The organism is Streptomyces sp. NPDC050535 (genome assembly GCF_044457665.1).
Classification (GTDB): Bacteria; Actinomycetota; Actinomycetes; order Streptomycetales; family Streptomycetaceae; genus Streptomyces.
Genome location: NZ_JBITHE010000004.1, coordinates 29646 through 54109, shown reverse-complemented (window position 1 = coordinate 54109; position 24464 = coordinate 29646). Strand labels below are relative to the sequence as shown.

Genomic DNA, 24464 nt, shown 5'->3' with positions numbered 1-24464 from the left:
GACCCCGGCCACCTCAACCGTGCTCCTGGACAGACACTTCATCCTTCCGCGGCCGTTTCAGGCGCCGGCCTGGCCGGACCGTGCCTCTTGCATCTCCGCCTCGTGGAGCACCGCCCAGTCGGCCAGGGCCGACAGCGGTTCGAGGAGTGTGCGTCCGAGTGCGGTCAGGCTGTACTCGACGCCGGGCGGCACGGTCGGGTGCACCTCGCGTCGGACCAGCCCGTCGGTCTCCAGACCGCGCAGTGTGCGGGTCAGCATCCGCTGGCTGATGCCCTCGACGGCGCGGTGCAACTCGTTGTACCGATGTGGGCGGCCGCCGAGGAGGATCACCAGGAGCATGCTCCATTTGTCGCCCAGGCGCTGGATCACGTGACCGACCGGGCAGGCCGCGAGCTCGTCCTCCGGTACCGGGCGCGGCAGTTCGTGAGCCAGCACCGAGGGAACACGGGTGTGCGTACCGGACATAAAAGTGCCTTCTTTCAGCATCCGACCCCGCGGCCCACGATGGACCGGTCGATGCCGAGCTTATGGAGGACACCGTGCCGGGCCAACCAGCGAAGACCGTGATCATCAGTGGCGGTACCGACGGCATGGGCCGTGCGACCGCCCTGGCGCGGCTGGCGAAAGGTGACCACGTCACCGTGATCGGCAGCAGTGAGGCCAAGGGGCGCGCGATGCTCGACGATGCCGCGAACCCGGACCTGCGATTCCTGCGGGCGGACCTGTCCTCGGTCGCCGAGACCGAACGGGTCGTGGCCCGCATCGCCGAGGAGCACGACAGCATCGACGCGTTGGCGTTGTTCGCGAACCGGGTGAGCCCGAAGCGCAGGGAGACCGCGGAAGGACTGGAGTCCACGTTCGCCCTCTACTACGTGAGCCGCTATCTGCTCAGCCACCGGTTGCGCCCCCTGTTGGACGCGGGCACCGACCCCGTGATCGTCAACGTGGCCGGTGTCGGAACCACCACGGGCCGAATCCTCTGGGAGGACCCCCAGCTGACACGCCGCTACGGCCAGGTGCGCGCCCAGCTCCAGGCCGGCCGGGCGAACGACCTGCTCGGCGTCGCGTTCGCCAACCAGGCAGTCAGCAAGGCGCGTTACGTTCTCTACCACCCCGGATTCACCCGCAGTGGGACCGGCAGCCTGCGAAACCCCCTGGTCCGTGGCTCGGTCGAGCTGCTCGCGAAGTTCTTCGCCCGCCCGGTGGCCGAAGCGGTCCAGCCGATCATCCAGTGGATCGATCAGCCGCCTACGGAACCGCTCTCCGCGATAGACCGGGGCAAGCCCGTCGAGAAGAACTTGAGAACACTCAACCCCGAAGACGCCGCACGCCTGGCCGCCTATACCGAAGAACTCCTCCGCGGTCACTGACACGTCGTGATGAGTCCGGCCCCCGGGCCCGGCGCAACCACGGGTACGGCCCCCTCAACTCGGGAGCCGCACCCGATCTGGCGACATCACGGTCTTGGCGGCGGAGCGGGCGTCGCCGGTGACGGTTGAGGACTGGATTATCGTGTGACCGACGAGAGGGCCGATCATGTCCACACCGAAGACCCCGCACACGACTGGTCGACGAGATCGATCTGCACATCGAGCCGGTGCCGCTCGGCGACGGAATCCGTCTGTTCGACAACGCCGGCGGCGCCTCCGTCCGGCTTGAGCTGCTCACGGGCGATGATCCCTCGGCCGCGGTGAGCGTGCGCTACCGCCCGGTCACGAGCGGATGGGCCGGAAACCAGGGTGCTCGGCCCATCCGCGCCCGGGGTGACTGATGTGCGCGTGACCGGCAAGAAGGTGGGTCCGGGCACGCTGCCCGGTGGGCGGCTCCGCAGGCGCACGCTGTACGTACGACAGGAGGGGAGACGCTCGCCATGGGGACCACTGTGCACGTTCCGCAGACTCGGGACATGATCGGGGACGAACTCTCCGGAGACGAGGCGCTCACCGCGCTCAGGCACTACGGAGGGCGCAGGCTGCTTCTCGACGCGTTCGCCCGGTTCCGCTATGCCGACGGGTTCACCAACTCCCGCTCGCTCGCGTTCCAAGTGGTCCTGGGCATGGTGCCGTTCACCATCGCGCTGGTCGGAGTGGCGACCACGGTCCACACGGAGAGCGTGGGCCGGATCATCGAGCTCACCCTGGGTCACATCGTGCCGGGTGCCAGCTCGGGCCTGGTCGAGGAAGCCCTGGACGGCACCGAACGCAGCGCCGGTTCCGGTATCTGGAACGCCGTCGCCATGTGGCTGGGCCTGGTGTTCGCCGTACTCAACCTCGCCTCGGCGATGGCCCAGGTCGAGCGAGGCGCCAACCGCATCTACGGCATCGAACGCGACCGGCCCTTCCTCGCCAAGTACGGGCGGTCCCTGCTCCTCGCTCTGGCCGCGGGCATGCCGATGGTCCTCGGGTTCCTCGTGCTCGTCGCGGGGGACGCGGTCGGAGACGCGGTGGGGGAGACCTTCGGCCTGTCCCCGGACCTGCTCGACTGGTGGAAATTCCTCAACGTGCCCCTGGGCGTGGCGCTGGCCTGGATCGGCTCGGCGGTGATCTTCCGCTGGGCTCCGCGCCGGGACCAACCCGGCTACACCTGGCTGGCGTTCGGCTCGGCCGTCCACCTGGTGCTGTGGATCCTTGCCACGTGGCTGCTGGCGCTGTACGTCGCCAAGAGCGGCTCGTTCGGCGCCGTGTACGGACCGCTGACGGCCTTCGTCGCCCTGTTGCTGTGGGCCAACCTCACCGGCGTGACGCTGTTCCTCGGCATAGCCTTCGCCGCCCAGCTCGAGGCGGCCCGGGCGGGAATCACCGACGCCGTGAAGCCGGACCCCGGACCGGGTCCGTGACCCGGCGGCTGTCGGCACGCGCCCCGCGGAAACGAGACCGCTGAGCTCGCGGGATTCGCCGTCAGTCCTCGGCGACCTGAAGGGCGTACAACCGGGGGAGGTTCACCACGATCGCCTCCTGGGTGCTGCGGGCGATGACGACCACTGCTTCGTCGGTGGGGTCGGGGTTCTCCTCCCGGTGCGGGACGAACGGCGGTACGAAGATGTAGTCGCCGGGAGAGGTACGCAGCCGTACCTCCTCCGGCTCGTCGCCCGAGTCGTCGACGAAGACGAACTCGGGATGTCCGCCGACCACGTAGATGGCGGTCTCCGACTCGCCGTGGTGGTGGTCGGAGGAGGAGGTCGCGGGAGCCACGTGGGTCTGGCCCATCCACAGCTTCTCGGATCCGACGGTCCTTCCGCTGACGGCGGCGAACCTGCGCATGCCGCCGGTCTGCGCCGTGTCACCGTCCAGGGAGTCCGCGCGGATGTGGTGCAGCCGGGCACGCAGGGGTGCCTTCAGGTCGCCCTGGGTGGTGTGGAGGTGGGGATGGAAGCCCTCACCGGGGGTCGTCAACGGCTCGCTCATGGCGGGGACGCTAGGGCGGCGCCAGAAAGGATGTCAAGAGGTGTCCATTAGCCTTCATCTGCGGCAATGTTCCCGCAACGCATGCGGTGATCCGGTGGATGCCCGCCCCGGAGCCGGACTGTCGGGCATGATGTGGGCATGCATATCTCCGCGAAGGCGGACTACGCCACACGGGCCCTTCTGGAGCTCGCCTGTGAGCCGGAGCGTCCGCTTACCTGTGAGGTCATCGCTTCCTCGCAGGAGATCCCGTTCCGGTTCCTGAAGTCCGTGGTGGGCGAGTTGCGCAAGGCGGGCCTGGTGCGCAGCCAGCGCGGCTGCGAGGGCGGCTACTGGCTCGGCAGGCCCCCCGAGGAAATCACCCTGCTGGATGTCGTGCGCGCCATCGACGGCGAGGTCATCACTCTGCGTGGCGAGTCGCTGTCCGGGCTCGACTACCCCGGTCCCGCGGGAGCGATGCCCGGGGTGTGGCGGCAGGTCGAGGCGGGTGCCGCGGCCGTCCTGGGCGGCCTGACCCTGGCCTCCCTGCTGCCCGCCGACGCGGTCGAACGGCGTCCGAGGATCGGCGCCGCGTGACGCGCCCCCCGGCAGCCGTGCTGGAAGTGGTCGAGTACACCGACCCGTTGTGCCCCTGGGCCTGGGGATCGGAACCCGTTTTCAGGAAGCTGCGAGCGGCGCTGGCCGACCGGGTCCGCTGGCGGCGGGCGTACGCCATCCTCTTCGATCACGACGACGACCCCGCGCCGGACCCCGCGGCCGAAACGGCCTGGTACTCGCGCTACGTGGCGGAGATCAGCGCGCACACCGAGGCCCCGCGCGCCGTCCGGCTGGACCGGGTGGCGGCCAGCTCCTGGCCCGCCTCGCTCGTCGCCAAGGCCGCGGAACTCCAGGGCGCCGAGGTGGCCGAACGCGTGCTGCGGCGGCTGCGGGAAACCGCCTTCGTGCTCGGCGAACCGGCGGACACCACCGCACTGGCACTGTCCGCCGCGCGCGGCGTGCCGGGTCTGGACCCGCGGCGGCTGGCTGCGGACGCCGCGTCCGAAGACGTACTGGAGCGGGTCCGCGCCGACCGTGCGGAAGCTCGTCGTCCGGTCCCCGAAGTGCTGTCCGTGCAGGGCGGTTCAGCGCATCCCGGAGCGGCCAAGGAAACCGACGACGGCGGGCACCGCTACGCCCTGCCGACCCTGCTTTTCCGCGCCGGCGCCGAGCACCGGGCGGTGCCCGGCCGACGGCCCTACGAGGCGTACGCGGCGGCTGTGGACGAGCTCTGCCCGGGACTCGTGAAAGACCCCGGGCCGCTCCCGTCGGCAGTGGCACTGGAGCGCCACCGGAGCCTGACCGAGCCGGAACGGCGACTGCTGGCGGAGGGCACCTGGCCGCCGTACGCGGTCCGGATCGACACCGGCAACGGCCCCCTGTGGCTGCATCCCCAGGAGGCGGCCGTGCACCCGGCGGTCATCCCACAAGCGGACGCGGGGCTCTGATCTGCGGTCAGGCGCCGTCCCGCCGAATGAGACACCAATTGGTGTCCATTGACAGTCGCCGACAGCTGCCCCCAGGATGTGCAGCATGCTCACGACGCACCCCGGCGTGGAGTGCCGCTACGTTGATCTGCGGCGCACCTCCAGCGCCCTCTGTCGCTGACCGCCGGCCGGCCACGGCCCACCGGCGCCTGACGGCTCCCGGCAGCACCGGCCTCCCGCCGCTTCGCTGAGCCGCGCCCGTCGCCCGCGCCACCTCCGCGCCCCGTCGCTTCCTCTTCTCCTCTCCGCATCCCGGTCCGCCCCGCGAATCTGCCGACACCCCATGCCCTGAGCGTGGCGTGCCCGACGCGTGCACCGAAGCCCGCGTCGTCACGCCCGCTCATGGCTGAGCCGGCGGCAGGCGCGGGCAGGTCCAGCTTCCGCGCCCAGTCCCTGCCGTACGGCACAGGTTCGGGTTCGGGCCGTCAAAGAAAGAATGAGATGTCCGGACGACTCACGCCCCGCCGCCCCAGACTGGACCTCCGATCCGCCCGAGGGGCCGGCCGCCTGCGCGTTGCCGCCCTCGGAACCGCACTCGTCACCGTGCTCGTCCCCGCCCTGAGCGCCTGCGCCGGTGAGGCCTCCACCGCGAACGGCAGCGCCACGCTGAAGTGGACCTCCTCCTACTTCCCGACCCACTGGGACCCGGTGGTCGGCGGCAGCGGCGCCCAGTTCCGCGAACTCGCCCTGGTGTACGCGTCGTTGACGCGCACGGACGAGAGCGGCAAGGCCGTCCCGGACCTCGCCAAGAGCTGGAAGTACAACGACAGGGGTGACGAGATCACCTTCCACCTGCGCCCCAACCTGAAGTTCAGCGACGGCGAACCGGTCGACGCGGCCGCCGTCAAGGCGGCCATCGACCGGGCCAAGGAGCAGAAGAACTCCGCGCTCTTCGGCGACCTGACCTCGATCAAGTCGGTGGAGGCCAGCGGCCTTGACGCCGTCATCCACCTCAGCCAGGTCGACTACCAGATCCCGCAGCTGCTCGGTGAGCGCGTCCTCCAGATCGCCAGCCCCAAGGCCGCCAAGTCCCCGGAGAAGCTCGACCAGTCCCCGGTCGGCGCGGGGCCGTTCACCGTCACGCAGTTGGTGCCGGGCACCAAAGTGCTGCTGAAGAAGAACCCGGACTACTGGGACGCGAAGAACATCCACATCGACAACGTGGAACTCACCTCGGCACCTGACGCCTCCACGATCGTCTCCGGCCTCCAGACCGGCGTCTACAACTTCGCGGACATCGACCCCAGCCAGGCGGCCGCCGCCAAGAAGGCGGGTCTCGACGTCTTCGTCCAGCCCGGCTTCAACGCCTCGAACATCAGCCTGAACATCAACAAGGCGCCGTTCGACAACGACAAGGTCGTCGACGCCGTCCGTTACGCGATCGACCGTCAGGAGTTCGTCGACAAACTGACCTTCGGCTACGGCGAGACGACCAACCAGCCCTTCCCCAAGGGTTACGTGGCCTACGACCCCGAGTCGGAGAACGACTACGCCTACGACCCGGCCAAGTCGAAGGAACTCCTCACCGAGGCGGGCTACAAGTCCGGCGAGATCAAGCTCGACCTGGTCATCCCCGCGGAAGACCCGCAGGCCGAGATCGTCCAGTCGCAGCTGGCCGAGGTCGGCATCACGGTCAACATCAAGATCGACAAGAACTGGGCCACCCCGTTCTTCGCCAAGGACCTGACGTTCTCCCTCTACGGGACCACGGGCCGGGACTCCGCCGCGCAGACGCTCACCGCACACTTCGGCCCCAACGGCCCGCTGAACCTCAGCTCCCCGTACGAGCCGGACGGTTTCGAGGCCGCCATCGCCAAGGTCCGTCAGACCCCGCTGGACTCCCCGGACTACGCGGACGTCCTCCAGGCCGCCACCCGGGCCGGCCTGGAGAGCAAGGCCCTGGTCTTCACCTACTCCCAGCCGAACCTCATCGCCAAGAGCAAGTCGATCTCCGGCCTGCCGAAGAACCCTGCCCACATCGACTGGACCGGAGTGACCATCTTCGGCGCCAACTGACCTCCATCCACTACAGACAGAGAGGGGGCAACCCATGACGACGACCGCGGAACAGGCCACGCCCGCCCGCCGTCGCGGGGTCGCCATGACCAGGGCGCGGCACACGCTGGGCCGCGTCCTGGTCACCCTCGCCCGGTCGATCGCGATCTTCGTGCCCGTCTTCCTGGTCGCGACGTTCGTGACGTTCGCGCTGCGGTCGCTGAGCGGGCTCAGCCCGGCGCGGATCCAGCTGGGCGAGGAGGCGACTCCCGAGGCAATCGCACGGGTCGAGGCACAGTGGGGCCTGGACAAGCCCTTCCTGACCCAGTACTGGGACTGGTTCACCGGCATCCTGCACGGACAGCTCGGCACCAGTTGGACCAACGGCGCCGACATCTCCACGCTCATCGGCCTCGGCCTGGGCGTGAGCCTGTCGGTGGCGACGTTCGCGCTCGTCATCGGCGTGATCGTGGGCTTCGTCCTGGGCACGGTGGCCGCCCTGAAGCGCACCACCGCCATCGACCGCGCCATCACGGGATTCGTCACCGTGATCTCGGTGATGCCGGCCTTCGTCGTCGGTATCGTGCTCGTCGCGGTCCTCGCGGTCGGATTCCACGTCTTCCCGGCCGCCGGGTACGTTCCGGCGGAGCAGGGAGTCGGGCCGTGGCTCGCGCACATCACCCTGCCCGCGCTCGCCCTGAGCTTCGACGTCATCGCGGATGTCGCCCGCCAACTGCGCGGCAGTCTCGTCGCGGCCTACCGCGAGAACTACGTGACCGGCGCGGTGGTACGGGGACTGAGCCCTCGCCGGATCTTCTTCGGCCACGTGCTGCGCAACGGCCTCGGGCCCGCGCTCGCCACGCTCGGCCTGAAGTTCCCCACGCTGGTCGGTGCCTCCGTCGTCACGGAGTGGATCTTCGGCCTCCAGGGCTTCGGCAGGTTCGCCAACGACTCCGCCCAGGCAGGCGACGTACCCGCCGTACAGGGCGTGCTCGTGGTCTCGATCGTCCTGGTCGTCGCCTTCAACCTGATCGTCAACCTGGTGCTGGCACGCGTTACGCCGGCATCCCAACGAGGGGTGTGACCATGGTGCGCCGCGTCCTCGCGCTCACGTCCGGACGGATCGCCGTCGCCATCCTCGCCGTCATCGCACTGCTCGCGCTCTTCGGCCCCTGGCTCGCTCCGCAGAACCCCCTGGCCACCAGCGACAACACGCTCGCCGCCGCCTCGGGCGCCCACTGGCTCGGCACGGACTACCTCGGCCGTGACGTGTTCAGCCGTCTCCTGGACGGCTCCCGCGTCAGCGTGCTCGGATCGCTCGAGGTCGCGCTGATGGCGCTGGTCGTCGGCGCGGTCCCCGGCATCCTGTCGGTCTACCTCGGCCGTGTCTTCGAGTGGCTCACCCTGCGACTCGCCGACACCCTGGTCGCCCTGCCGTTCCTGCTGTTCGCGGTCGCCGTGATCGCGCTGCTCGGCAACGGCATCACCCAGGCCATGCTCGTCACGGGCGCCCTGGTCTCACCGCTCTTCTACCGGGTGTCCCGCGCCGCCACCCTGGCCGTCGCACCTTCCCCGTACGTGGAGGCCGCGCTCATCTCGGGCGCGTCCATCGGCTGGGTCGTACGCCGTCACGTCTGGGCCAAAGTGCTGCCGCCGATCGCGGTCGCGCTCGCCCAGACCATCGGCGTCGGCTTCGTGATCGTCTCCAGCCTCACGTTCCTCGGCATCGGGGTCCAGCCCCCGGCGCCCACCTGGGGAGGGCTGCTCGCCTCGGACCTCGGCTACCTCAACTACCAGCCGTGGGCGCCGCTGGCACCCGCTCTGCTGATCATGATCACGGTCTGGGCCAGCAACGTGCTCGCCGACGCGATTCGCGACGTCTCCGGCGAGGCGGGCCGCGCGTTGCTCAACACCCGCAAGGCGCGCGCCAACCGCCTCGACAAGGCCGACCCCGTCTCCGCCGGAGGTGCCCGATGACCACGCTGTCGCAGAACACCGCGCCTGAGCGCGCCCAGAACACCGCGCCTGAGCGCACTCAGAACACCGCTCCCGAGCGCACCCGGCGCGCCGAGGCAGCCGCCCAGGACGATCCGCCGGTCGCGCCGGTGCTCGCCCTGCGAGACGTCCGCATCAGCGACCCGGTGACCGACCGGGAGATCGTCCACGGGGTGAGCTTCGAGCTCACGCCCGGCAGGACGGTCGGCATCGTCGGCGAGTCCGGCAGCGGCAAGACCCTCACCTGCCGGGCCGCACTCGGCATCCTGCCCGCCCACTTCGAGGTCTCCGGCGGCTCCGTCGAGATCACCGGCACCGACATCGCGACGCTGACACCCCGTCAGTGGACGGAGTTGCGGGGTTCCACCATCAGCGCCGTCTTCCAGGACCCGGCGTCCTACCTCAACCCCTCGATCCGCGTGGGCACCCAGATCGCCGAGGTCATCCGGGCCAAGCAGGGCCTGAAACGGCGCGCCGCCCGCCACCGTGCGGCGGAGCTGCTGCGGGCGGTGCAGCTCCGTGACCCCGAACTGGTCTACGGCCAGTACACCTACGAACTCTCGGGAGGCATGCTCCAGCGCGTCCTGATCGCGGCCGCGATCGCCGCCGAACCGCGCATCCTGATCGCCGACGAGGCCACCACGGCACTCGACGTCACCGTGCAGGCCGAGATCCTCGATCTGCTCGCCGAACTCCGCGAGCGCATCGGTCTCGCACTCGTCGTCGTCTCCCACGACCTGGCCGTCGTCGCCCAACTCTGTGACGAGGTCCTCGTGATGCACCAGGGACACGTGGTGGAACAAGGCCCGACACGGGAGGTGCTGCACGCCCCCCGCCACGAGTACACCCGGCTGCTCATCGCCGAGCACGACCAGTACGGCCTGGAGAAGTTCCTCGCACCGCAGGAGGCGTCGTGACCACCGAGCGGACCAGAACGCCGGCCACCGGCCCGGTCCTGGACATCACCGGCCTCGAAGTGCACTACGGTCTCGGCCGCAGGCGCCGCCGGGCCCTGCACGGCGTCTCGTTGAGCGTCGAACCCGGCGAGACCATCGGAGTCATCGGCGAGACGGGCTCGGGAAAGTCCACCCTCGCCCGCGCCGTCCTCGGCCTGGTGCCGGCCTCGGCGGGCTCGATCCGCGTCGGCGGCGAGGACGTCAGCGCGTACCGCCACCGTCAGTGGCGCGGCCTGCGCCGCCGCGGCGTGATCCAGTACGTCTTCCAGGACCCGCTGCGCAGCCTCGACCCCGACCTCACCATCGAGGACTCACTGACCGAACCGCTGCTCGTCCAGGGCGTTCCGCGCCAGGAGGCGACGGCCCGGGCCCGTTCGTTCCTCGACCGCGTCCGCCTCACCGCGGACCTGCTCGACCGGCTGCCCGGGGAACTCTCCGGCGGACAGCGCCAGCGCGTCGCGGTGGCCCGGGCGCTGGTCACCGAACCGCAGCTCGTCATCCTCGACGAGCCGGTCAGTGCCCTGGACTCCGCCAACCGCGTCCAGGTCCTGGAGATCCTCAAGGAACTCCGCGCCGATGGAGTGGCCCTCGTGTTCATCTCCCACGACCTCGGGTCCATCGCCGGCACCGCCGACCGCATCGCCGTCCTCTACCAGGGCGAGCTCGTCGAGGTCGGCGCCGCCCGTGACGTCATCACCCGCCCGCAGCACGTCTACACCCGGCTGCTCGTCAGCTCCGCGCCCACCCTGCGTACGAGCCCCGTCGGCCGTGCCGAGCGCGAAGCCCTGCGCGCCCTGCTGAACGCCTGAGCCCACCACCGAAACGCCTGAGCTCACCTCCGAGGCCCGAGCACACTCCCGAATCGCCTGAGCACACCACCGAGAGGAACACCCATGTCCCGCACGATCCACCTCGCGCTGCACCCGTACGGAGTCGGCGGCCCCGGCCAGCACGGTCTGTGGAAGGACCCGCGCGTCGCGAAGAACGCCAGCATCGACATCAACTACTACATCCAGCAGGCTCAGGCGGCCGAGCACGCGCTCTTCGACGCGCTGTTCGTCGTCGACAGCCAGTTCATCAACTCCACCTACCCGGCGCACTATCTCAACCGGCTGGAGCCCCTCACCCTGCTCTCGGCGGTCGCCACCCACACCAAGCACATCGGCCTGGTCGGCACGGCGAGTTCGACGTACAACTCGCCCTTCAACCTCGCCCGCCGGTTCGCCTCCCTCGACCACATCAGCGGCGGCCGGGCCGGCTGGAACGTCGTCACCAGCTTCGACACCGGCACGTCCAGGAACTTCGGGCTCGACGAGCACCTCGACTACGCCACCCGTTACGGCCGCGCCCTGGAGTTCGTCCAGGTCGCCCGCGGGCTGTGGGACTCCTACGAGGACGACGCCTTTCCGGCCGACGTGGACCGCAACCTCTTCCTGGACCCGGACAAGCTGCACGCCCTCGACCACGAGGGGGAGCACTTCAAGATCGCCGGACCGCTCAACCTCTCCCGCTCGCCCCAGGGCCAGCCGGTGATCTTCCAGGCCGGCGTCTCCGAGGAGGGCCGCGATCTCGCCGCGCGGGTCGCCGAGGGCATCTACACGCCGGGCGGCTCACTGGAGCAGGCGCAGGAGTACTACGCCGACATCAAGCGGCGCACCGCCGCGTACGGGCGAGACCCCGAGCACATCAAGATCTTCATCCACGGCGGCCCGGTCGTCGCCGCCACCGACGAGGCCGCCCGGCGCCGTGAGCGGGAGATCTTCGAGGAGGACAACGACTTCGGACGCAACCTCGCGCTCCTCGGCCGCGCCTTCGGTGCCTACGACTTCAGCCGACACGACCTGGACGCGCCCTTCCCGGACGTCGCCCACCTCGCGGAGAAGGGCGGCCGGACGGGCGCCGCGAAGATCATCGAGCGGGCCAAGCAGGAGAACCTGTCCCTGCGTCAGGTCGCCGACTCCCTCTCGGCGTTCCGCCAGTCACCGTTCGTCGGGGCGCCGGAGACCGTCGCCGACAGCATCGAGCAGTGGTTCAGGGCAGGCACCCTCGACGGCATCAACCTCGCCTTCCGCACCACCGACGACCTCGAACTCTTCGTCGACGGCGTCGTCCCGCTCCTCCAGAAGCGCGGGCTGTTCCGCACCGAGTACGCGGCCGACACCCTGCGCGGCAACCTGGGCCTGCCGATCCCCGCGAACAGCCACACCCGCGAGCCCCAGCTCGTGAACGACTGAGGTCCGGGCCATGAGCGAACTGTCGGTGACGGGTGGGCGTGACGTCCACACCGTACGATTTCCCCTCGCCGCACCGCCGACGAACGTCGACGTACTGATCGTCGGTGCCGGTCCGGTGGGCCTGGCGGCGGCGACCGAGCTGACCGCACGCGGCATCGAGGTCGCCGTCGTCGACCGCGCCCGCACCGCGACCCTGGTGCGGGCGGGCGCGATGGGCCACACCCCGCGCGTGGTGGAGCACTTCCGCCGCTGGGGACTGCTCCAGCGCGTCCGCGACGCCTGGACCTTCCCACCGGAGTGGAACCAGGGCATCAAACTGCTCACCTCCCTCGTCGGACACGAACTGGTGCCCGTGCCGCGCCCGGCGTTCGACGGTGACGTCAGACAGTCGGTCGGCGAAGCCCTGCGCTGGCCGCAGACCGTACTCCAGCAGGTCTTCCTCGAACACCTCGAGGAGCGCGACGTCGGCGTGGCCGGCGGCTGGGAACTGCGGGCACTGCGCGAACACGCCGACGGCATCGACGCCGAGGTCGCCGACGCCGATTCCGGCGAACGGCGCACCGTCCGCGCGGCGTACGTCCTGGGCGCGGACGGTGGCGGCAGCACCACCCGCCGCCTGGCCGGCATCGACCGGGAGGGCGAGCACGCCGCTGAGAAACGGCTGCGCCTCATCGTCCGTACCGGCGACATCTCCGGCCGCGTCGGCGCGGCGCCGAGCGCCACCAACCTCGTCTTCAACCACCGGGCGTCCGGTTTCCTGGCGGCGGTGAGCACCCGCGAGTGGCGCGTGTACGCCGGACCGTACCCACTGTCGTACGAGCCCGGCGAGAGCGAGCTGCTGGAGATCGGCCGTGCCGCGTTCGGATTCGACCTCGACCTCGAACTGGTCTCGGCGACGACCTTCTACGAGGCCACTCGGATCGCCGAGACCTTCCGCCGCGGCCGGGTACTGCTCGCCGGGGACGCCGCCCATGTCCGTACGCCCGGCGGCAACCTCGGTGAGGGCCTCGGGGACGCCGTCAACCTCGGCTGGAAGCTGGCCGCGGTGCTCGACCGCCAGGCCCCCGAGTCGCTGCTCGACTCGTACGACCAGGAGCGGCGCGGGCACAACTGGCGGATCGCCGACCACTCCCTGGAGCGTGCGCGGCGGGCACGGGCCACCCTCGAGGAGATCCGTCGGGACGGCATTCCCGACGACGCGGATCTCAGCCCCGAGGCGTCGCGGCGGCGGGCCGCGATCGGTGAGCGACTGCGCCGGGACCATGTCGACGCCGTGGGAGTCACCTTCGACGAGCGGTACGACGCCTCCTCGGTGATCTGGTACGACCCCGGTCAGCTCGAGACCGAGCCGCCCTGGCGCGCGGACCGCTACGAGGACGACCCGCGACCGGGCCACCGGGCACCGGACGGCCCCGTCGATCCGTACGGAGGGACGCTCCACGACCGCATCGGCAACTCCTTCGCCCTGCTCGTCCTCACCGAGAACCGGGCGGTCGAGCGGGCCTTCGCCGCGGAGGCCGCCGCCCGGTCCCTGCCGTTCACGGTCATCCACCTGACCGACCCGGCCGCCCGCACGGTCTACGGCACCGCGGACGTCCTCGTACGCCCCGACCAGCACGTCGCCTGGAGAGGTACGGAGCTTCCCGACGGAGGGGCAGCGGCCGTTCTCGACCGGGTGCTGGGCGGCAGTCCGCAACAGGCGGAGACCGGCACCCTCGTCGCCGCGGGCGCGGCCGGGACCTGACAGTGCCGCACGAACTCAGCACCGTACAAAGGGATCTGACTAGGTATCAGATTCTGGTTACCGCGAGCTCCGCGCAGGCCGACCCCCTGAAAGGCGATCCACCCATGACGACCGAGACTCCGCGTTTCAGGCTCGGCTTTCTCACCCATGTCCAAGGCCGCGGCGACGACCTGGCCCGCACCTACCGCAACGCCCAGGAGTTGTTCGTCGTCGCCGACGAACTCGGCTTCGACGTCGGCTGGGTGGCCCAGCACCATGTCTCCCTCGGCGGCGGCGGTCTGTCCTCGCCGTGGACCTTCCTCGCCCACGCCGCGGCGAGAACCACCCGCATCCGGCTCGGCACCGCCATCACGATCCTCCCGCTGGAGGACCCGGTCCGTCTCGCCGAGGACGTCTCCGCCGTCGACACCCTCAGCGGCGGCCGCGTCGAGATCGGCGTGGGCAGCGGATCCAGCAGCCTGGAGTACGCCGCGTTCGGCAAGGACGTGGCCCGCAAACGTGAACTGACCAGCGAGAACCTCCTCGTGCTTCGCCAGGCCCTGGCCAATGAGGAAGTGGGTACGTCCGGCTTCCGTATCCAACCGCCGGCCGCCGACTTCACCGACCGGATCTGGCAGGGCGTCTTCAGCGGAGAGGGGGCGGCCTATGCGGCGAGCGGCGGCTCGAACCTCCTGCTCAACCGGGCGGCGTACGGATTCGACGCCCCGACCGACGAGGTGCAGCGGCCCTGGGCAGACGCGTTCCTCGCCGCCTGGGACCGACCGCGGCGGCCCCGGATCGGACTGTCCCGCTTCGTGTTCCCGGCGAAGGACCGACGCACGGCTCTCCAGCAGATCGGCGACGACGTCCACCGGGCGGCGCTGCGCATGGCGGAGAGCGGCGCCTTCCCCAGGGACCTCGACGGGGACGAGGCGCTGCGCCGCTTCCACTCCTTCTACGGCCACCCCGACGAGATCGTCGCGGCGCTCCGGCAGGAGAAGGTCCTGCCGGTCGCGACCGACCTGATCACCCAGTTCAACCCCGCCGTCCCCGACCACGACGCCGCGGTCCGAGCCCTTGAGCTCATCGCGACCGAGGTGGCACCCGCCCTGGGCTGGAAGCCCGCGCGCGATCCCGAACCAGAACCCGCAGGAGTGTGAGATGACCGAGTACACCGACCACCACGGCCCCGAGGGCCTCCGTATCCGCGGCACCGTCGTGGTGGTGCCCGGCAGAGGAGAGACCCGGGCCACCTACGGCCGGTTCGGCAGACGGCTCGCCGCCGACGCCTACCGCGTCCGGGTCATCGACGCACCGGACATCGACGCCGACGACCTCACCGGCTCCCTGACCCGCCTCGGCACGCGGCTCGCCGAGGCCGTCGAGGGCACCGCCGCCGAGGCCGGTGTCGTCCACCCCGTCGTCCTGGTGGGATCCGACTCGGGCGCCGCGGCCGTCGCCGCACTCCTCAGCCGTACGGAGGGCTCGTCGCCCCCCGCCGCGTGGTGGCCGGACGCCGTCGTCCTCGCGGGTCTCCCGGGCCACACGGCGACCGCCGTCGGCACGTGGGACCACGAACTCGACGTACGCACCTCCTGCCCCGCTCATCGAGGCACCCTCACCGACGACTCCCAGGTTCGGCGAGGCTCACTCAACGACGCCCTGCCGGGCCCCCTGCTCACAGCCGCGTACGAGAGCGAAGCCGCAGTCCCGGCGCTGCTCCTCATCGGCGACGCCGACCCGCTCGCGGACCACGACGCGCTGGCCCGCGCGGCCAAGTCGCTGACCAGGGCCCGCCTTTCGACCGTCCGCGGCGCCCACCACGACGTCCTCAACGACCTACAGCATCGCTCGGTGGCGGCCGAGACCATCACCTTCCTGGAGACGCTGCGCAACGAGCTCGTGCCGGTTGTCGCGGTGGAATCCAGCGCCTGGTGAGTGCTGCCGTCCGTCCGGCACGCGGGCGGTGGCAGGCGCTTCGGTCCCGCCACCGCCGGTGGGCCGACGGCGCACGCGGCCGGGAAACCGCCCCGTCCACCCGGTCCCGGTACTTCTGAATCCCCGAACCCGGAAGGTCCCTACATGGCCGCCATCCTGTCCGTCTCCGGAAGCCCCTCCGCCACCTCCCGCACCGCGCGGCTCCTGCGCCACCTGGATGACCGGCTCCGGCGCCAGGGCCACGACGTGACCCCGCTGGACGTGCGGACCCTGCCCGCCGAGGCGCTCCTCGGCGCCGATTTCCGGCACCCCGCCATCATCGAGGCCACGGCACTGTTCGAGCAGGCGGACGGTGTGGTGATCGGCACGCCCGTCTACAAGGCCGCCTACTCGGGGCTGCTGAAGTCACTGCTCGACCTGCTCCCGCAGTACGCGCTGACCGGCAAGACGGTTCTGCCGCTGGCCACCGGCGGCAGCACGGCCCATGTCCTCGCCATCGACTACGCGCTGCGCCCCGTCCTGAGCTCGATGGGGGCCGCCCACATCGTTCCGGGCTGGTTCACCCTCGACAAGGACATCACCGTCGGCGACAACGGCACCCTGACCGTCGCTCCGGCCGCCGCGCAGGCCCTGGCCCAGGTGACGGACCAGTTCTCCACCGCACTCGGCGGCCGGACGGGCGTACCTGTACCGCTGCCCGGCCGGGTCGCCGCTCCGCACGCCGCCGCCGGGATCCCGGCGGGAGGCAGGCAGGTGGCCCGCAGCGCGGGCTAGCCGCGGCGGGCGGCGCGGACAGCCGGGCACCCCGGAGGGCATGACCGTCCACCTCCTCGCGGACGTCGGCCGGCAACGATTCCCACCCCTCGCCCGGGGAGATGTCAGCCATGGGGGAGCCGACACCCCCTACTTGACCCCGGCCGCGTCGAGCAGCGCCGACGCGGTGACCGGGCCGATGCCCGCGAGCGCCTGGGCCCGTACGACGGCCCGGGCGCTCGTGCCGTCGAAGACGATCGTCAACTGCACGGCCAGGGTCTCCGGATCGTCGGCCTCGGCGGCCATGAGCTGGGTCTGGAAGAAGTCGGTCAGGTGCTGCTTGAAACGGCGCGCGACCACGCTCCCCGGATGGTCGGGGTCCTTCAGCTCCACCGCGGCGCTCACGAACGGGCAGCCGAGCAGGCTGCCCTCGGCCGTCAGCCGATCCTGCCGCTCGAACACCGTCAGGATGCGCTCGCGCGGTGAGAGGTCGGCGTCCGTGTCCGGCAGCAGAGCGGCCTGGTAGGCCGGGCCGAGGCCGGCGAGGCTCTCCGCGATCACCTCGTCCTTGGACCGGAACAGCTGGTACATCGACTTCTTCGAGACCCCGGCGGCCTTGCACAGAGCGTCCACGCCGACGCCCATGCCGTCGCGGTAGAAGAGTTCGCCCGCCGCTTCGAGCAGGCGCTCGCGGGGTGTCGTCGAGGTCGTCATGCCAACGAGAGTACCGGCTCGGCTTGCCAGAGGAAACAGATCGGTTTACGGTGGATGGAAACCGATCGGTTTCCCACTCTCCCTGGAGTCGAAATGACCACTCTCGAAGGCGCCGTCGTCCTTGTCACCGGCGGCAACCGCGGCATCGGCAAGGCGATCGTGGACGACCTGCTCACCCGTGGTGTGAGCAAGGTGTACGCCACCGCGCGCAATCCCCTGCCGAGCACCGACCCCCGCCTTGTGACGCTGCCGCTGGAGGTCACCGACCAGGCCTCGATCGACGCGCTGGTGACGGCCGCGCCCGACGTCACCGTGCTGATCAACAACGCCGGTGGCAGCTCGCCCGACACCTACCTGGACACACCGATCGAGGACATCCGGAACGTCTTCGAGACCAACTTCTTCGGCCCGCTGAACCTGACCCGGGCCTTCGTGCCGGTGATCGAGGGCAACGGCGGCGGCCACATCCTGAACGCGCACTCGGCACTCTCCTGGGTCGCCCTGCACGGCGCGTACTCCGCCACCAAGGCCGCGCTGTGGCTCCAGACCAACGCCCTCCGCATCGAGCTGCTGGACCGCGGCATCGGCGTGACGGGCCTCCACATGGGCTACGTCGACACCGACATGACCGCCGGGGTGACGCAGCCCAAGTCGAAGCCCGCCGACATCGCCAAGGAGGCGCTGGACGGGATCGAGAAGGGCGCGTACGAGGTGCTCGCCGACGAGACGTCCCGCCAGGCCAAGGCCGCGCTGTCCGGTGACATCACCAACCTGTACCCGCAGCTCCAGGCCTGACCGGCCCCGCCGTCCCGGTGAGTGCGGCGACCGGTTGCCGGGTGCGCGTGAACGCACGGCCGGCAACAGGCCGCCCCCGGGCCGCGACCGCGGGACTCGGTGTTACGTCGTGAAGCGGTGGCTGCCGGAGCCGACCCGGTACACCGCACAGCCGTCCTCGGTGCGCAGGAACGTTCCGTGGGTGTGGGCGACCTCGCCCGGAGCCTCCGCCGGGATCCACACCTCGGCGGTCGTGTTCGGAGGCACGGTACAGGTCAGCAGGAACCCGCCGGCCCGCTGCCGCCACTGCGTGGATATCGGGCCGTAGACCGACGCGAACGTGGCACGGGCCGAGGTGACGTCCCCGCCCGGGCGGGGACGGATGACGATCTCGCGGTAACCGGGCCGGCCGGCCGAGATACCGGCGATGTTCGCGTACATCCACTCGCCCACAGACCCGTAGGCATAGTGGTTGAAGGAGTTCATGTCCGGGGTCTGGAAGCTGCCGTCGGGCCGGATGGAGTCCCAGCGTTCCCACATCGTGGTCGCGCCCTTGTCGATCTGGTAGCCCCAACTGGGGAAGGAGCGCTGCTGGAGCAGACGGTAGGCGACGTCGGTGTGTCCCGTGTCGGTCAGGACGGGCAGCAGACGGGGCGTACCGAGGAAGCCCGTCGACAGATGCCAGCCCTTGGCCTCGATCAGGGCGACGAGACGGTCGGCCGCCGCTGTCCGCAGGGCCGCCGGGACGAGGCCCATCGACAGGGCGAGGACATAGGCCGTCTGCGTGTCACCCTTCACCCTGCCGTCGGCGCTGACATAGGCGTTCTGGAACGCCGTGCGTACGCGCCCGAACAGGTCGAGGTAGGGCGCCGAGTCCTCACCGATCGCCTCGGCGGTCCGGGCCGCGAGGTCCGCGCTGTGCGCGAAGTACGCGGTGGCGACGACGTCCTTCGGTGTCTCGTCCTCGATGTTGAGCCAGTCGCCGTACCCCCCGGCGGGCCGCAGCAGCTTGTCGCTGTGCTGCTCCAGGTACTTCAACCAGGCCTGGATGGACGGCCAGGCATCCTCCAGCACCTGCCGGTCGCCGTACGCCTGGTACAACGCCCAGGGGACCGTCACCCCGGCGTCACCCCACCCGGCGACACCGTTGCCCACCGTGCCGACCATGGGCGCCACGTCGGTGAAGGCGCCCTCGCTCGTCTGCCCGTCGCGCAGGTCCACGAGCCACTTGGTGAGGAAACGGGCCGACTCCATCGTGTAGGCCGCCGTCGGCGCGAACACGTTGATGTCACCCGTCCAGCCCAGCCGCTCGTCACGCGCGGGTGTGTCCGTCGGGACGGAGAGGAAGTTGCCGCGCTGACCCCAAGTGATGTTGCGGTGCAGCTTGTTGAGCATCGGGACGTCGGTCTCGAACTCGAAGGTGAAGGGCGCGGAGGTGTGCATGACGCGACCCGTGACGGCCTTCGCCGAAGGGGTGCCCGGGAACCCCGTCACCTCGACATAGCGAAAACCGTGGAAGGTGAAGCGCGGCTCGTACGTCTCCTCGCCATGGCCCTTGAGGGTGTACGTGTCGGTCGCTGTGGCGGTGCGAAGGTTCGCGGTGTAGAGGGTGCCGTCCGGGTTGAGGACCTCGGCGTGCCTCAGACGTACGGTCGTTCCCGCGTCGCCCGAGACCCGCAGCCGTACCGCCCCGACCATGTTCTGCCCCAAGTCCAGCACGAAAACGCCCGGTTGGGGCTCGGTCACCTTCTTGACCGAGAGTTCCTCGGCCACCCGGACCGGCCCGTCCACCTGCGCGACGATCAGGTCGGGGGCGTCGTCGCCCGCTGCGCCGACCTCGAGCCAGGTCCGGTCGTCGAAGCCGGGTGAGGTCCAGCCGGGGGTCTCCTTGCGCGCGTCGTACGTCTCGCCGCCCAGCAGGTCGGCGGCGACGATCGGCCCGGCGGCGGCCCGCCAGTCGGGGCCCGACGTGACGCGCTCACTGGTCCCGTCGGTGTACTCGATCTCCAACTGCGCCAACAGAGCGGGGCGTTCGCCGTACTGGTGCGGCCCGAACATCCCGACGTTGCCCGCGTACCAGCCCGGCGCCACGTACGCGCCGATGGCGTTGGGGCCGGTCCGCAGCAGCTTGGTGACGTCGTACGTCTGGTACTGGACGCGTTCGTGGTAGTCGGTCCAGCCGGGAGCGAGCTGATCACGGCCCACGCGGCGGCCGTTGAGGTGGGCCTCGTAGACGCCGAGAGCCGTGGCGTACAGGCGGGCGCGTGCCACCTTCTTGCGCGGCAGTCTGAACTCGTGCCGCAGTTGGTTGGCGGCGTACTTCACCGGGACGACCCTGCCCCAGGGGCCGGCGCCCCAGGCGGCCGCCACCTTCGCCGCGGACCAGCCGCTGTCGTCGAAGTCCGCCTCGCGCCAGTCTGCGGCGGGTTCCTGGTTCGCCGACTTCCAGGACGCGTCGGTGACGATCCGCTGCTCGCCGGACGCCGTGTGGAGGGTGAGGACGGCGTCCAGACCGGCGGGTCCCTCGGTCGCGTTGATCGCCGAGACCGCGATGACGTTCTTGCCGGAACGCACCTCGGGGAGCACATCGATGATCGCGGGGCGGCGCCAGTTCTCGAACTCCGTCGCCAGGTCGGTGCGGGCCACCTCGGTGCCGTTCACGGAGACGGCGTACACGTTGTCCGCCGTGATGGTCACGGTCGCCGCCGTGACCCCGTCCGGGACCACGACGGTCCGGCGGAACCATCGGGTGCCCGCCGGGGCGCCGGCGGCCGGGTCGCCCTCGGGGTACCAGATCCATGAACTGCCCTCCAGGGAAGGCGCGTCGGTGAGGGCCGGGGGAGCGGAGACCCATCGCGCGGTCCACTGAGAGGCGTCCATGAGGCCGGTTTCCCACCAGGACGGCGCGCTCCAGCCGGAAACCCCACCGCTGGTGTCCCACACGCGCACGGACCAGAAGTACCGTGCGCGCGGCTTGAGTCGGGGACCCGAATACGGGACGAGGACGGACTCGTCGGACGTGACCTTCCCGCTGTCCCAGACGTCCGGGTGCGACAGGCCCGACGCGCTGGAGGCGACGCGGATCTGATAGGCGCTCTGGCGCACCCCCGGCCTGTCCGAGGCCATCGGCCAGCTCAGCCGGGGGTGTTGGGCGTCGAGGCCCAGAGGGTGCTGGACATACTCGACGGTCGGCGTAGTGACGCGTACGGCGCCGCGTTGTGCGTGCGCCGTGGCGGGGGTGGAAACCGGTGCGGCCACTGCCGGTCCAGCGGCGGCCGTCGCGGCCACCGTGGCCGCCGCACCCGCGAGCATGTTCCTCCTGCTGATCACTGCGGCCCCTCACGTAGAAAGGATGAATCGATTCACAGCGGTGAACGTAGGTGAACGTAGGGGCGGGTGGGATGGGGGGTCAATGAGCGTGCAGAGACTTTCTTGACGGGGCATCGGACGGGAACGCGCTTTCTGCCGGGTCTGACATATCTACGGCACGGGCAATTGAACGGTTTCAATTCCGCTGCCCAATTCGCCCGCCTGTGGGTTGTCCGAAAGTCTTGCCCGTCCCGATCCGGCGCGAGGTGGCCGGGGCGGCTGCCAATCGTGCGGCGAACAGAACGCGGCGTTCAGCTTCCTGCCATCGCGTGGCCATCGCTGGTCAGCACTGTGCCGTCTGATCCCCACCTCACTCTCCACGGAGGACACATGAGCACAGCAGGGCATCAGGACGGACCGGGCAGACGCTCGCTGCTGCGGGCCGCGGTCGCGGTACCGGCGGTCGGCGTGGCGGTCGCCGCCTCCACGGCGGTACCGGCACAGGCCTCCGCCACGACCGGCGGCGGCCGCTTCGATCCCGAGAGCCCGCGCTTCGCGCTGGCCGTCCTCCCGGACACGCAGTACCTCTTCGACGCCGACAGCGCGGACCCGGCGCCTCTGAAGGAGACCTTCCGTTACCTCGTCGCGGAGCGGGCCGAGGCGAACATCGCCTTCATGACGCACCTGGGCGACGTCACGGAGCACGGCACCGAGGACGAGATCGAACTCGCCGCCGACACCTTCCGCACCATCCACGGCAAGGTGCCCTACAGCGTGCTGGCGGGCAACCATGACATCCGTTCCTCCACGGACGACCAGCGCGGCGACTCCGCCTACCTCGCGGCGTTCGGGCCCAAGCGCTACGCGTCGATGCCGACCTTCCGAGGCGCCTCGCCCGACGGCTACAACAGCTTCCACGTGCTGCACGCCGCGGACCGCGAGTGGCTGGTTCTGGCCCTGGACTGGCGGGTGTCGGACAAGGGGCTTCGGTGGGCGCAGGGCGTGCTCGACTCGCACCCGACCCTGCCCGCCATCCTCACCACGCACGACATCGTCTGGGCGGACGACGACGGCAACGCCCAGCTTTCCGACAACGGCAAGCGCCTGTGGGACGGCCTCGTCCGCGGCAACGACCAGATCTTCCTGGCACTGGGCGGCCACTACTGGCCGCCGGGCCGCACCGTCCTGACCAACGATGCTGACAACGATGTCCACGTCCACATCACCAACTACCAGGACCGCTACTACGGCGGCGCCGGGATGATCCGTACGTACGGATTCGATCTGGCCCGCGGAGTGATCGACGTCGAGACCTTCTCGCCGTGGTTCCTCGCCCGTGATCCGGAGAAGCGGGCGCCGTTGGAGGCCGAGACGATCGAACTGACCGGTGACGTCGACCGGTTCAGCCTGAGCATCGACTTCGACGAGCGGTTCGCCGGCTTCGCCCCGGTCGTCCCGCCGAAGCCGCGTCCGGCCTCCGCCGTGATGCCGCGCGGCACGGTCGCGTACTGGCGCTTCGACGCGTCCGGCACGGCGGGCGCCCCGGTCGCCGACGGCACGCTCGTGCGCGACCTGACGGGCAACGGCAACGACCTGACCGTGAACCGCCTCCACTCCAGTGGCCCCGAGGCGCTCACCTGGTCGGCGGACCACCACACGGGCCAGCCGGCACACGCCAGCCTCCGTTTCGACGGCGGCAAGAGCCCGGACCGCGGTGCCGTCCTCACCACCGGCCCCCAAGCGGCCCTGAACAGCGAGAAGTTCACCCGCGGCTACACCATCGAGACCTTCGTCCGGCTGCCGGAGCCCTTCGAGGGGGACCACAGCTGGATGGGCATCCTCAGCTGGGAGGGGCGCAACGGCGACGCGGGCAAGACCACCGGCTGGTCCCCGCTCGAGCCCACGTGCAGCCTCAACCTGTCTCCCGAGCGCTTTCTCCAGTACGTCGTCTACCCGCACCGCCAGGACGCCGACCCCACCTCGTGGAGCCACGCCGTCCCCGTGGGCCGCTGGATGCACATCGCGGTCGTCAACGACGGCCGCCGTACGGTGATGTACGTGGACGGCTCGAAGATCGCCCGCAACCCGTCCCAGCCGTCGACGGGTATCGCCACACTCGGCAAGCCCTTCGTCATCGGCGGCACGCAGTTCGACGAGAACTTCGGACAGGGCTTCTACGGGTGGATCGGCGACACCCGCATCGTCAACAGGGCCCTGCCCGTACGGGACTTCCTCATGCCCTTCGAGTAGGCCGCGGCGTGCCTCGCACTCCCTCGCCGGTCCGGCCGGCCGATGCCGGACCGGCGGCGCCCGTCCCTGTCGTACGACGGTCGGCTCGCATGAGCTTGCCTGGTCAGGGGGCGAACGCCTCGGTCAGTCGTACGTCGAAGCCGTCCTCCTCCATCAGGATGACGGTGACGCCGAAGGGCGAGGGGTGGTCCAGTTCGAGCGGAGTGAAGGAGAAGCCGACGGCGGCCCTGACCGGCGCGACCAGCTCACCGCCCGGTTGCGGATCGAGAGCGGGAAGCCACTCCGGTTCGACCGAGGGCCCGCCGTCGGGGGAGTCGGCGGGAGGCCTCTCGGTGTAGGGAAACTGGTGGAGGATATGGCCCTCTGTCGTGGCGTGCACCATGTTCAGGCATGGGGCCGGGCCGACGACCGGCAGCTCGCAGGCGGTGGCGACATCGCGGGTCTCCCAGGCGAGGACCACCTCGTCGGCGCCGGCCGCCGCGGCGATGTTCGAGAGCTGGGCGATGCCGGTGAGCGAGTCGTCGCCGGACTTGATGGGCCGCACCCAGATCAGTCCGACCAGCTCACCGCGTACCAGGGGCATGATGACCGGGCGGGGTACCGTCCCGTCGCCCAGACCCGCGGTGTACGCGTTCTTCATCGACGCCACCAGCGCGTCCCACACCTGCGTGTCCACGAACTCTCCCTCACCAACGCCACGTTCACGAGCATGCCGACCCTGTCACGGCGGGCCTCGCCGCCGCCAGTCGCCGTGACCCGCCCGGGGCCGGCCGACAGGCACTCCACGGAGCCGCGGCGCGGGCAGGGAGGACTTGCAGGGGGCCACCGGGTGCCGGATCAGATCGGCAAAGGCGCGGGCCCCGCCGTGCGGTGCGGTGCGGTGCCGACCGTACGTCAAG

21 protein-coding genes are annotated in these 24464 nt (G+C 70.5%); 16 read left to right on the top strand and 5 right to left on the bottom strand.

Translation table 11 applies throughout. The features are described from left to right. Positions 1-57: 57 nt before the first annotated feature. Positions 58-465, bottom strand: coding sequence for a winged helix-turn-helix transcriptional regulator (locus tag ACIBLC_RS11000; RefSeq protein ID WP_399210508.1), 408 nt, complete (start codon positions 463-465; stop codon positions 58-60). A 74-nt stretch (positions 466-539) separates the two neighbouring features. Here ACIBLC_RS11000 and ACIBLC_RS10995 point away from each other — a divergent pair, with 74 nt between their 5' ends. Further along, positions 540-1370 carry an SDR family NAD(P)-dependent oxidoreductase gene (locus ACIBLC_RS10995; RefSeq protein ID WP_399210507.1) on the top strand — a complete coding sequence of 277 codons (831 nt, stop codon included), beginning with the start codon at positions 540-542 and terminating at the stop codon, positions 1368-1370. A gap of 500 nt (positions 1371-1870) precedes the next feature. Then, positions 1871-2836, top strand: coding sequence for a YihY/virulence factor BrkB family protein (locus ACIBLC_RS10990; RefSeq protein ID WP_399210506.1), 966 nt, complete (start codon positions 1871-1873; stop codon positions 2834-2836). 61 nt (positions 2837-2897) lie between these two features. Here the strand turns inward: ACIBLC_RS10990 and ACIBLC_RS10985 are convergent, their stop codons facing one another. After that, entirely contained in the window at positions 2898-3404 is a 507-nt protein-coding gene (locus ACIBLC_RS10985; protein WP_399210505.1) for a cupin domain-containing protein, read from the bottom strand. Positions 3405-3542: 138 nt separating this feature from the next. Between ACIBLC_RS10985 and ACIBLC_RS10980 the strand changes: the two genes are divergently transcribed. The 12 genes from ACIBLC_RS10980 (at position 3543) to ssuE (ending at position 16539) form a co-directional block, all read left to right on the top strand. After that, positions 3543-3977 carry an RrF2 family transcriptional regulator gene (locus tag ACIBLC_RS10980; protein WP_399210504.1) on the top strand — a complete coding sequence of 145 codons (435 nt, stop codon included), beginning with the start codon at positions 3543-3545 and terminating at the stop codon, positions 3975-3977. Further along, the gene (locus tag ACIBLC_RS10975) at positions 3974-4885 is read left to right on the top strand and encodes a DsbA family protein (RefSeq protein WP_399210503.1); all 912 of its coding nucleotides are present in this window, start codon (positions 3974-3976) and stop codon (positions 4883-4885) included. The genes ACIBLC_RS10980 and ACIBLC_RS10975 overlap by 4 nt, the downstream gene beginning before the upstream one ends. Before the next feature lie 480 nt (positions 4886-5365). After that, positions 5366-6940 carry an ABC transporter substrate-binding protein gene (locus ACIBLC_RS10970; protein ID WP_399210502.1) on the top strand — a complete coding sequence of 525 codons (1575 nt, stop codon included), beginning with the start codon at positions 5366-5368 and terminating at the stop codon, positions 6938-6940. Positions 6941-6974: 34 nt separating this feature from the next. Further along, positions 6975-8003 carry an ABC transporter permease gene (locus ACIBLC_RS10965; protein ID WP_399210500.1) on the top strand — a complete coding sequence of 343 codons (1029 nt, stop codon included), beginning with the start codon at positions 6975-6977 and terminating at the stop codon, positions 8001-8003. A gap of 2 nt (positions 8004-8005) precedes the next feature. After that, the gene (locus tag ACIBLC_RS10960) at positions 8006-8896 is read left to right on the top strand and encodes an ABC transporter permease (protein ID WP_399210499.1); all 891 of its coding nucleotides are present in this window, start codon (positions 8006-8008) and stop codon (positions 8894-8896) included. Next, on the top strand, positions 8893-9831 hold the full coding sequence (locus ACIBLC_RS10955; RefSeq protein WP_399210498.1) for an ABC transporter ATP-binding protein: 939 nt from the start codon (positions 8893-8895) through the stop codon (positions 9829-9831). The genes ACIBLC_RS10960 and ACIBLC_RS10955 overlap by 4 nt, the downstream gene beginning before the upstream one ends. Next, entirely contained in the window at positions 9828-10679 is an 852-nt protein-coding gene (locus ACIBLC_RS10950) for an ABC transporter ATP-binding protein (RefSeq protein WP_399210497.1), read from the top strand. The genes ACIBLC_RS10955 and ACIBLC_RS10950 overlap by 4 nt, the downstream gene beginning before the upstream one ends. Positions 10680-10763: 84 nt before the next feature. Then, positions 10764-12104: an LLM class flavin-dependent oxidoreductase gene (locus tag ACIBLC_RS10945; RefSeq protein WP_399210495.1), complete on the top strand. Its 1341-nt coding sequence runs from the start codon at positions 10764-10766 to the stop codon at positions 12102-12104. A 10-nt stretch (positions 12105-12114) separates the two neighbouring features. Continuing rightward, the gene (locus tag ACIBLC_RS10940) at positions 12115-13848 is read left to right on the top strand and encodes an FAD-dependent oxidoreductase (protein ID WP_399210493.1); all 1734 of its coding nucleotides are present in this window, start codon (positions 12115-12117) and stop codon (positions 13846-13848) included. 104 nt (positions 13849-13952) lie between these two features. Continuing rightward, positions 13953-14987 carry an LLM class flavin-dependent oxidoreductase gene (locus ACIBLC_RS10935; protein WP_399210492.1) on the top strand — a complete coding sequence of 345 codons (1035 nt, stop codon included), beginning with the start codon at positions 13953-13955 and terminating at the stop codon, positions 14985-14987. Between the two features lies 1 nt (position 14988). Further along, positions 14989-15765 carry an alpha/beta hydrolase gene (locus tag ACIBLC_RS10930; RefSeq protein WP_399210491.1) on the top strand — a complete coding sequence of 259 codons (777 nt, stop codon included), beginning with the start codon at positions 14989-14991 and terminating at the stop codon, positions 15763-15765. 144 nt (positions 15766-15909) lie between these two features. After that, positions 15910-16539 (top strand): NADPH-dependent FMN reductase, encoded by a 630-nt coding sequence (gene ssuE, locus ACIBLC_RS10925; protein ID WP_399210490.1) that lies wholly within the window; start codon positions 15910-15912, stop codon positions 16537-16539. Between the two features lie 129 nt (positions 16540-16668). Here ssuE and ACIBLC_RS10920 read toward each other — a convergent pair whose 3' ends face one another. Continuing rightward, positions 16669-17232: a TetR/AcrR family transcriptional regulator gene (locus ACIBLC_RS10920; protein ID WP_399210489.1), complete on the bottom strand. Its 564-nt coding sequence runs from the start codon at positions 17230-17232 to the stop codon at positions 16669-16671. A gap of 93 nt (positions 17233-17325) precedes the next feature. On the opposite strand from ACIBLC_RS10920, the gene ACIBLC_RS10915 reads away from it, so the two are divergent. Then, positions 17326-18027 (top strand): SDR family oxidoreductase, encoded by a 702-nt coding sequence (locus ACIBLC_RS10915; protein WP_399210488.1) that lies wholly within the window; start codon positions 17326-17328, stop codon positions 18025-18027. A 102-nt stretch (positions 18028-18129) separates the two neighbouring features. Here the strand turns inward: ACIBLC_RS10915 and ACIBLC_RS10910 are convergent, their stop codons facing one another. Further along, positions 18130-21336, bottom strand: a complete 3207-nt coding sequence (locus ACIBLC_RS10910) for an alpha-L-rhamnosidase (RefSeq protein WP_399210486.1) — start codon at positions 21334-21336, stop codon at positions 18130-18132. 369 nt (positions 21337-21705) lie between these two features. Between ACIBLC_RS10910 and ACIBLC_RS10905 the strand changes: the two genes are divergently transcribed. Further along, positions 21706-23565 carry a LamG-like jellyroll fold domain-containing protein gene (locus ACIBLC_RS10905; RefSeq protein WP_399210485.1) on the top strand — a complete coding sequence of 620 codons (1860 nt, stop codon included), beginning with the start codon at positions 21706-21708 and terminating at the stop codon, positions 23563-23565. A gap of 103 nt (positions 23566-23668) precedes the next feature. Here ACIBLC_RS10905 and ACIBLC_RS10900 read toward each other — a convergent pair whose 3' ends face one another. Continuing rightward, positions 23669-24241: a hypothetical protein gene (locus ACIBLC_RS10900; protein ID WP_399210484.1), complete on the bottom strand. Its 573-nt coding sequence runs from the start codon at positions 24239-24241 to the stop codon at positions 23669-23671. Between the last annotated feature and the right edge of the window lie 223 nt (positions 24242-24464).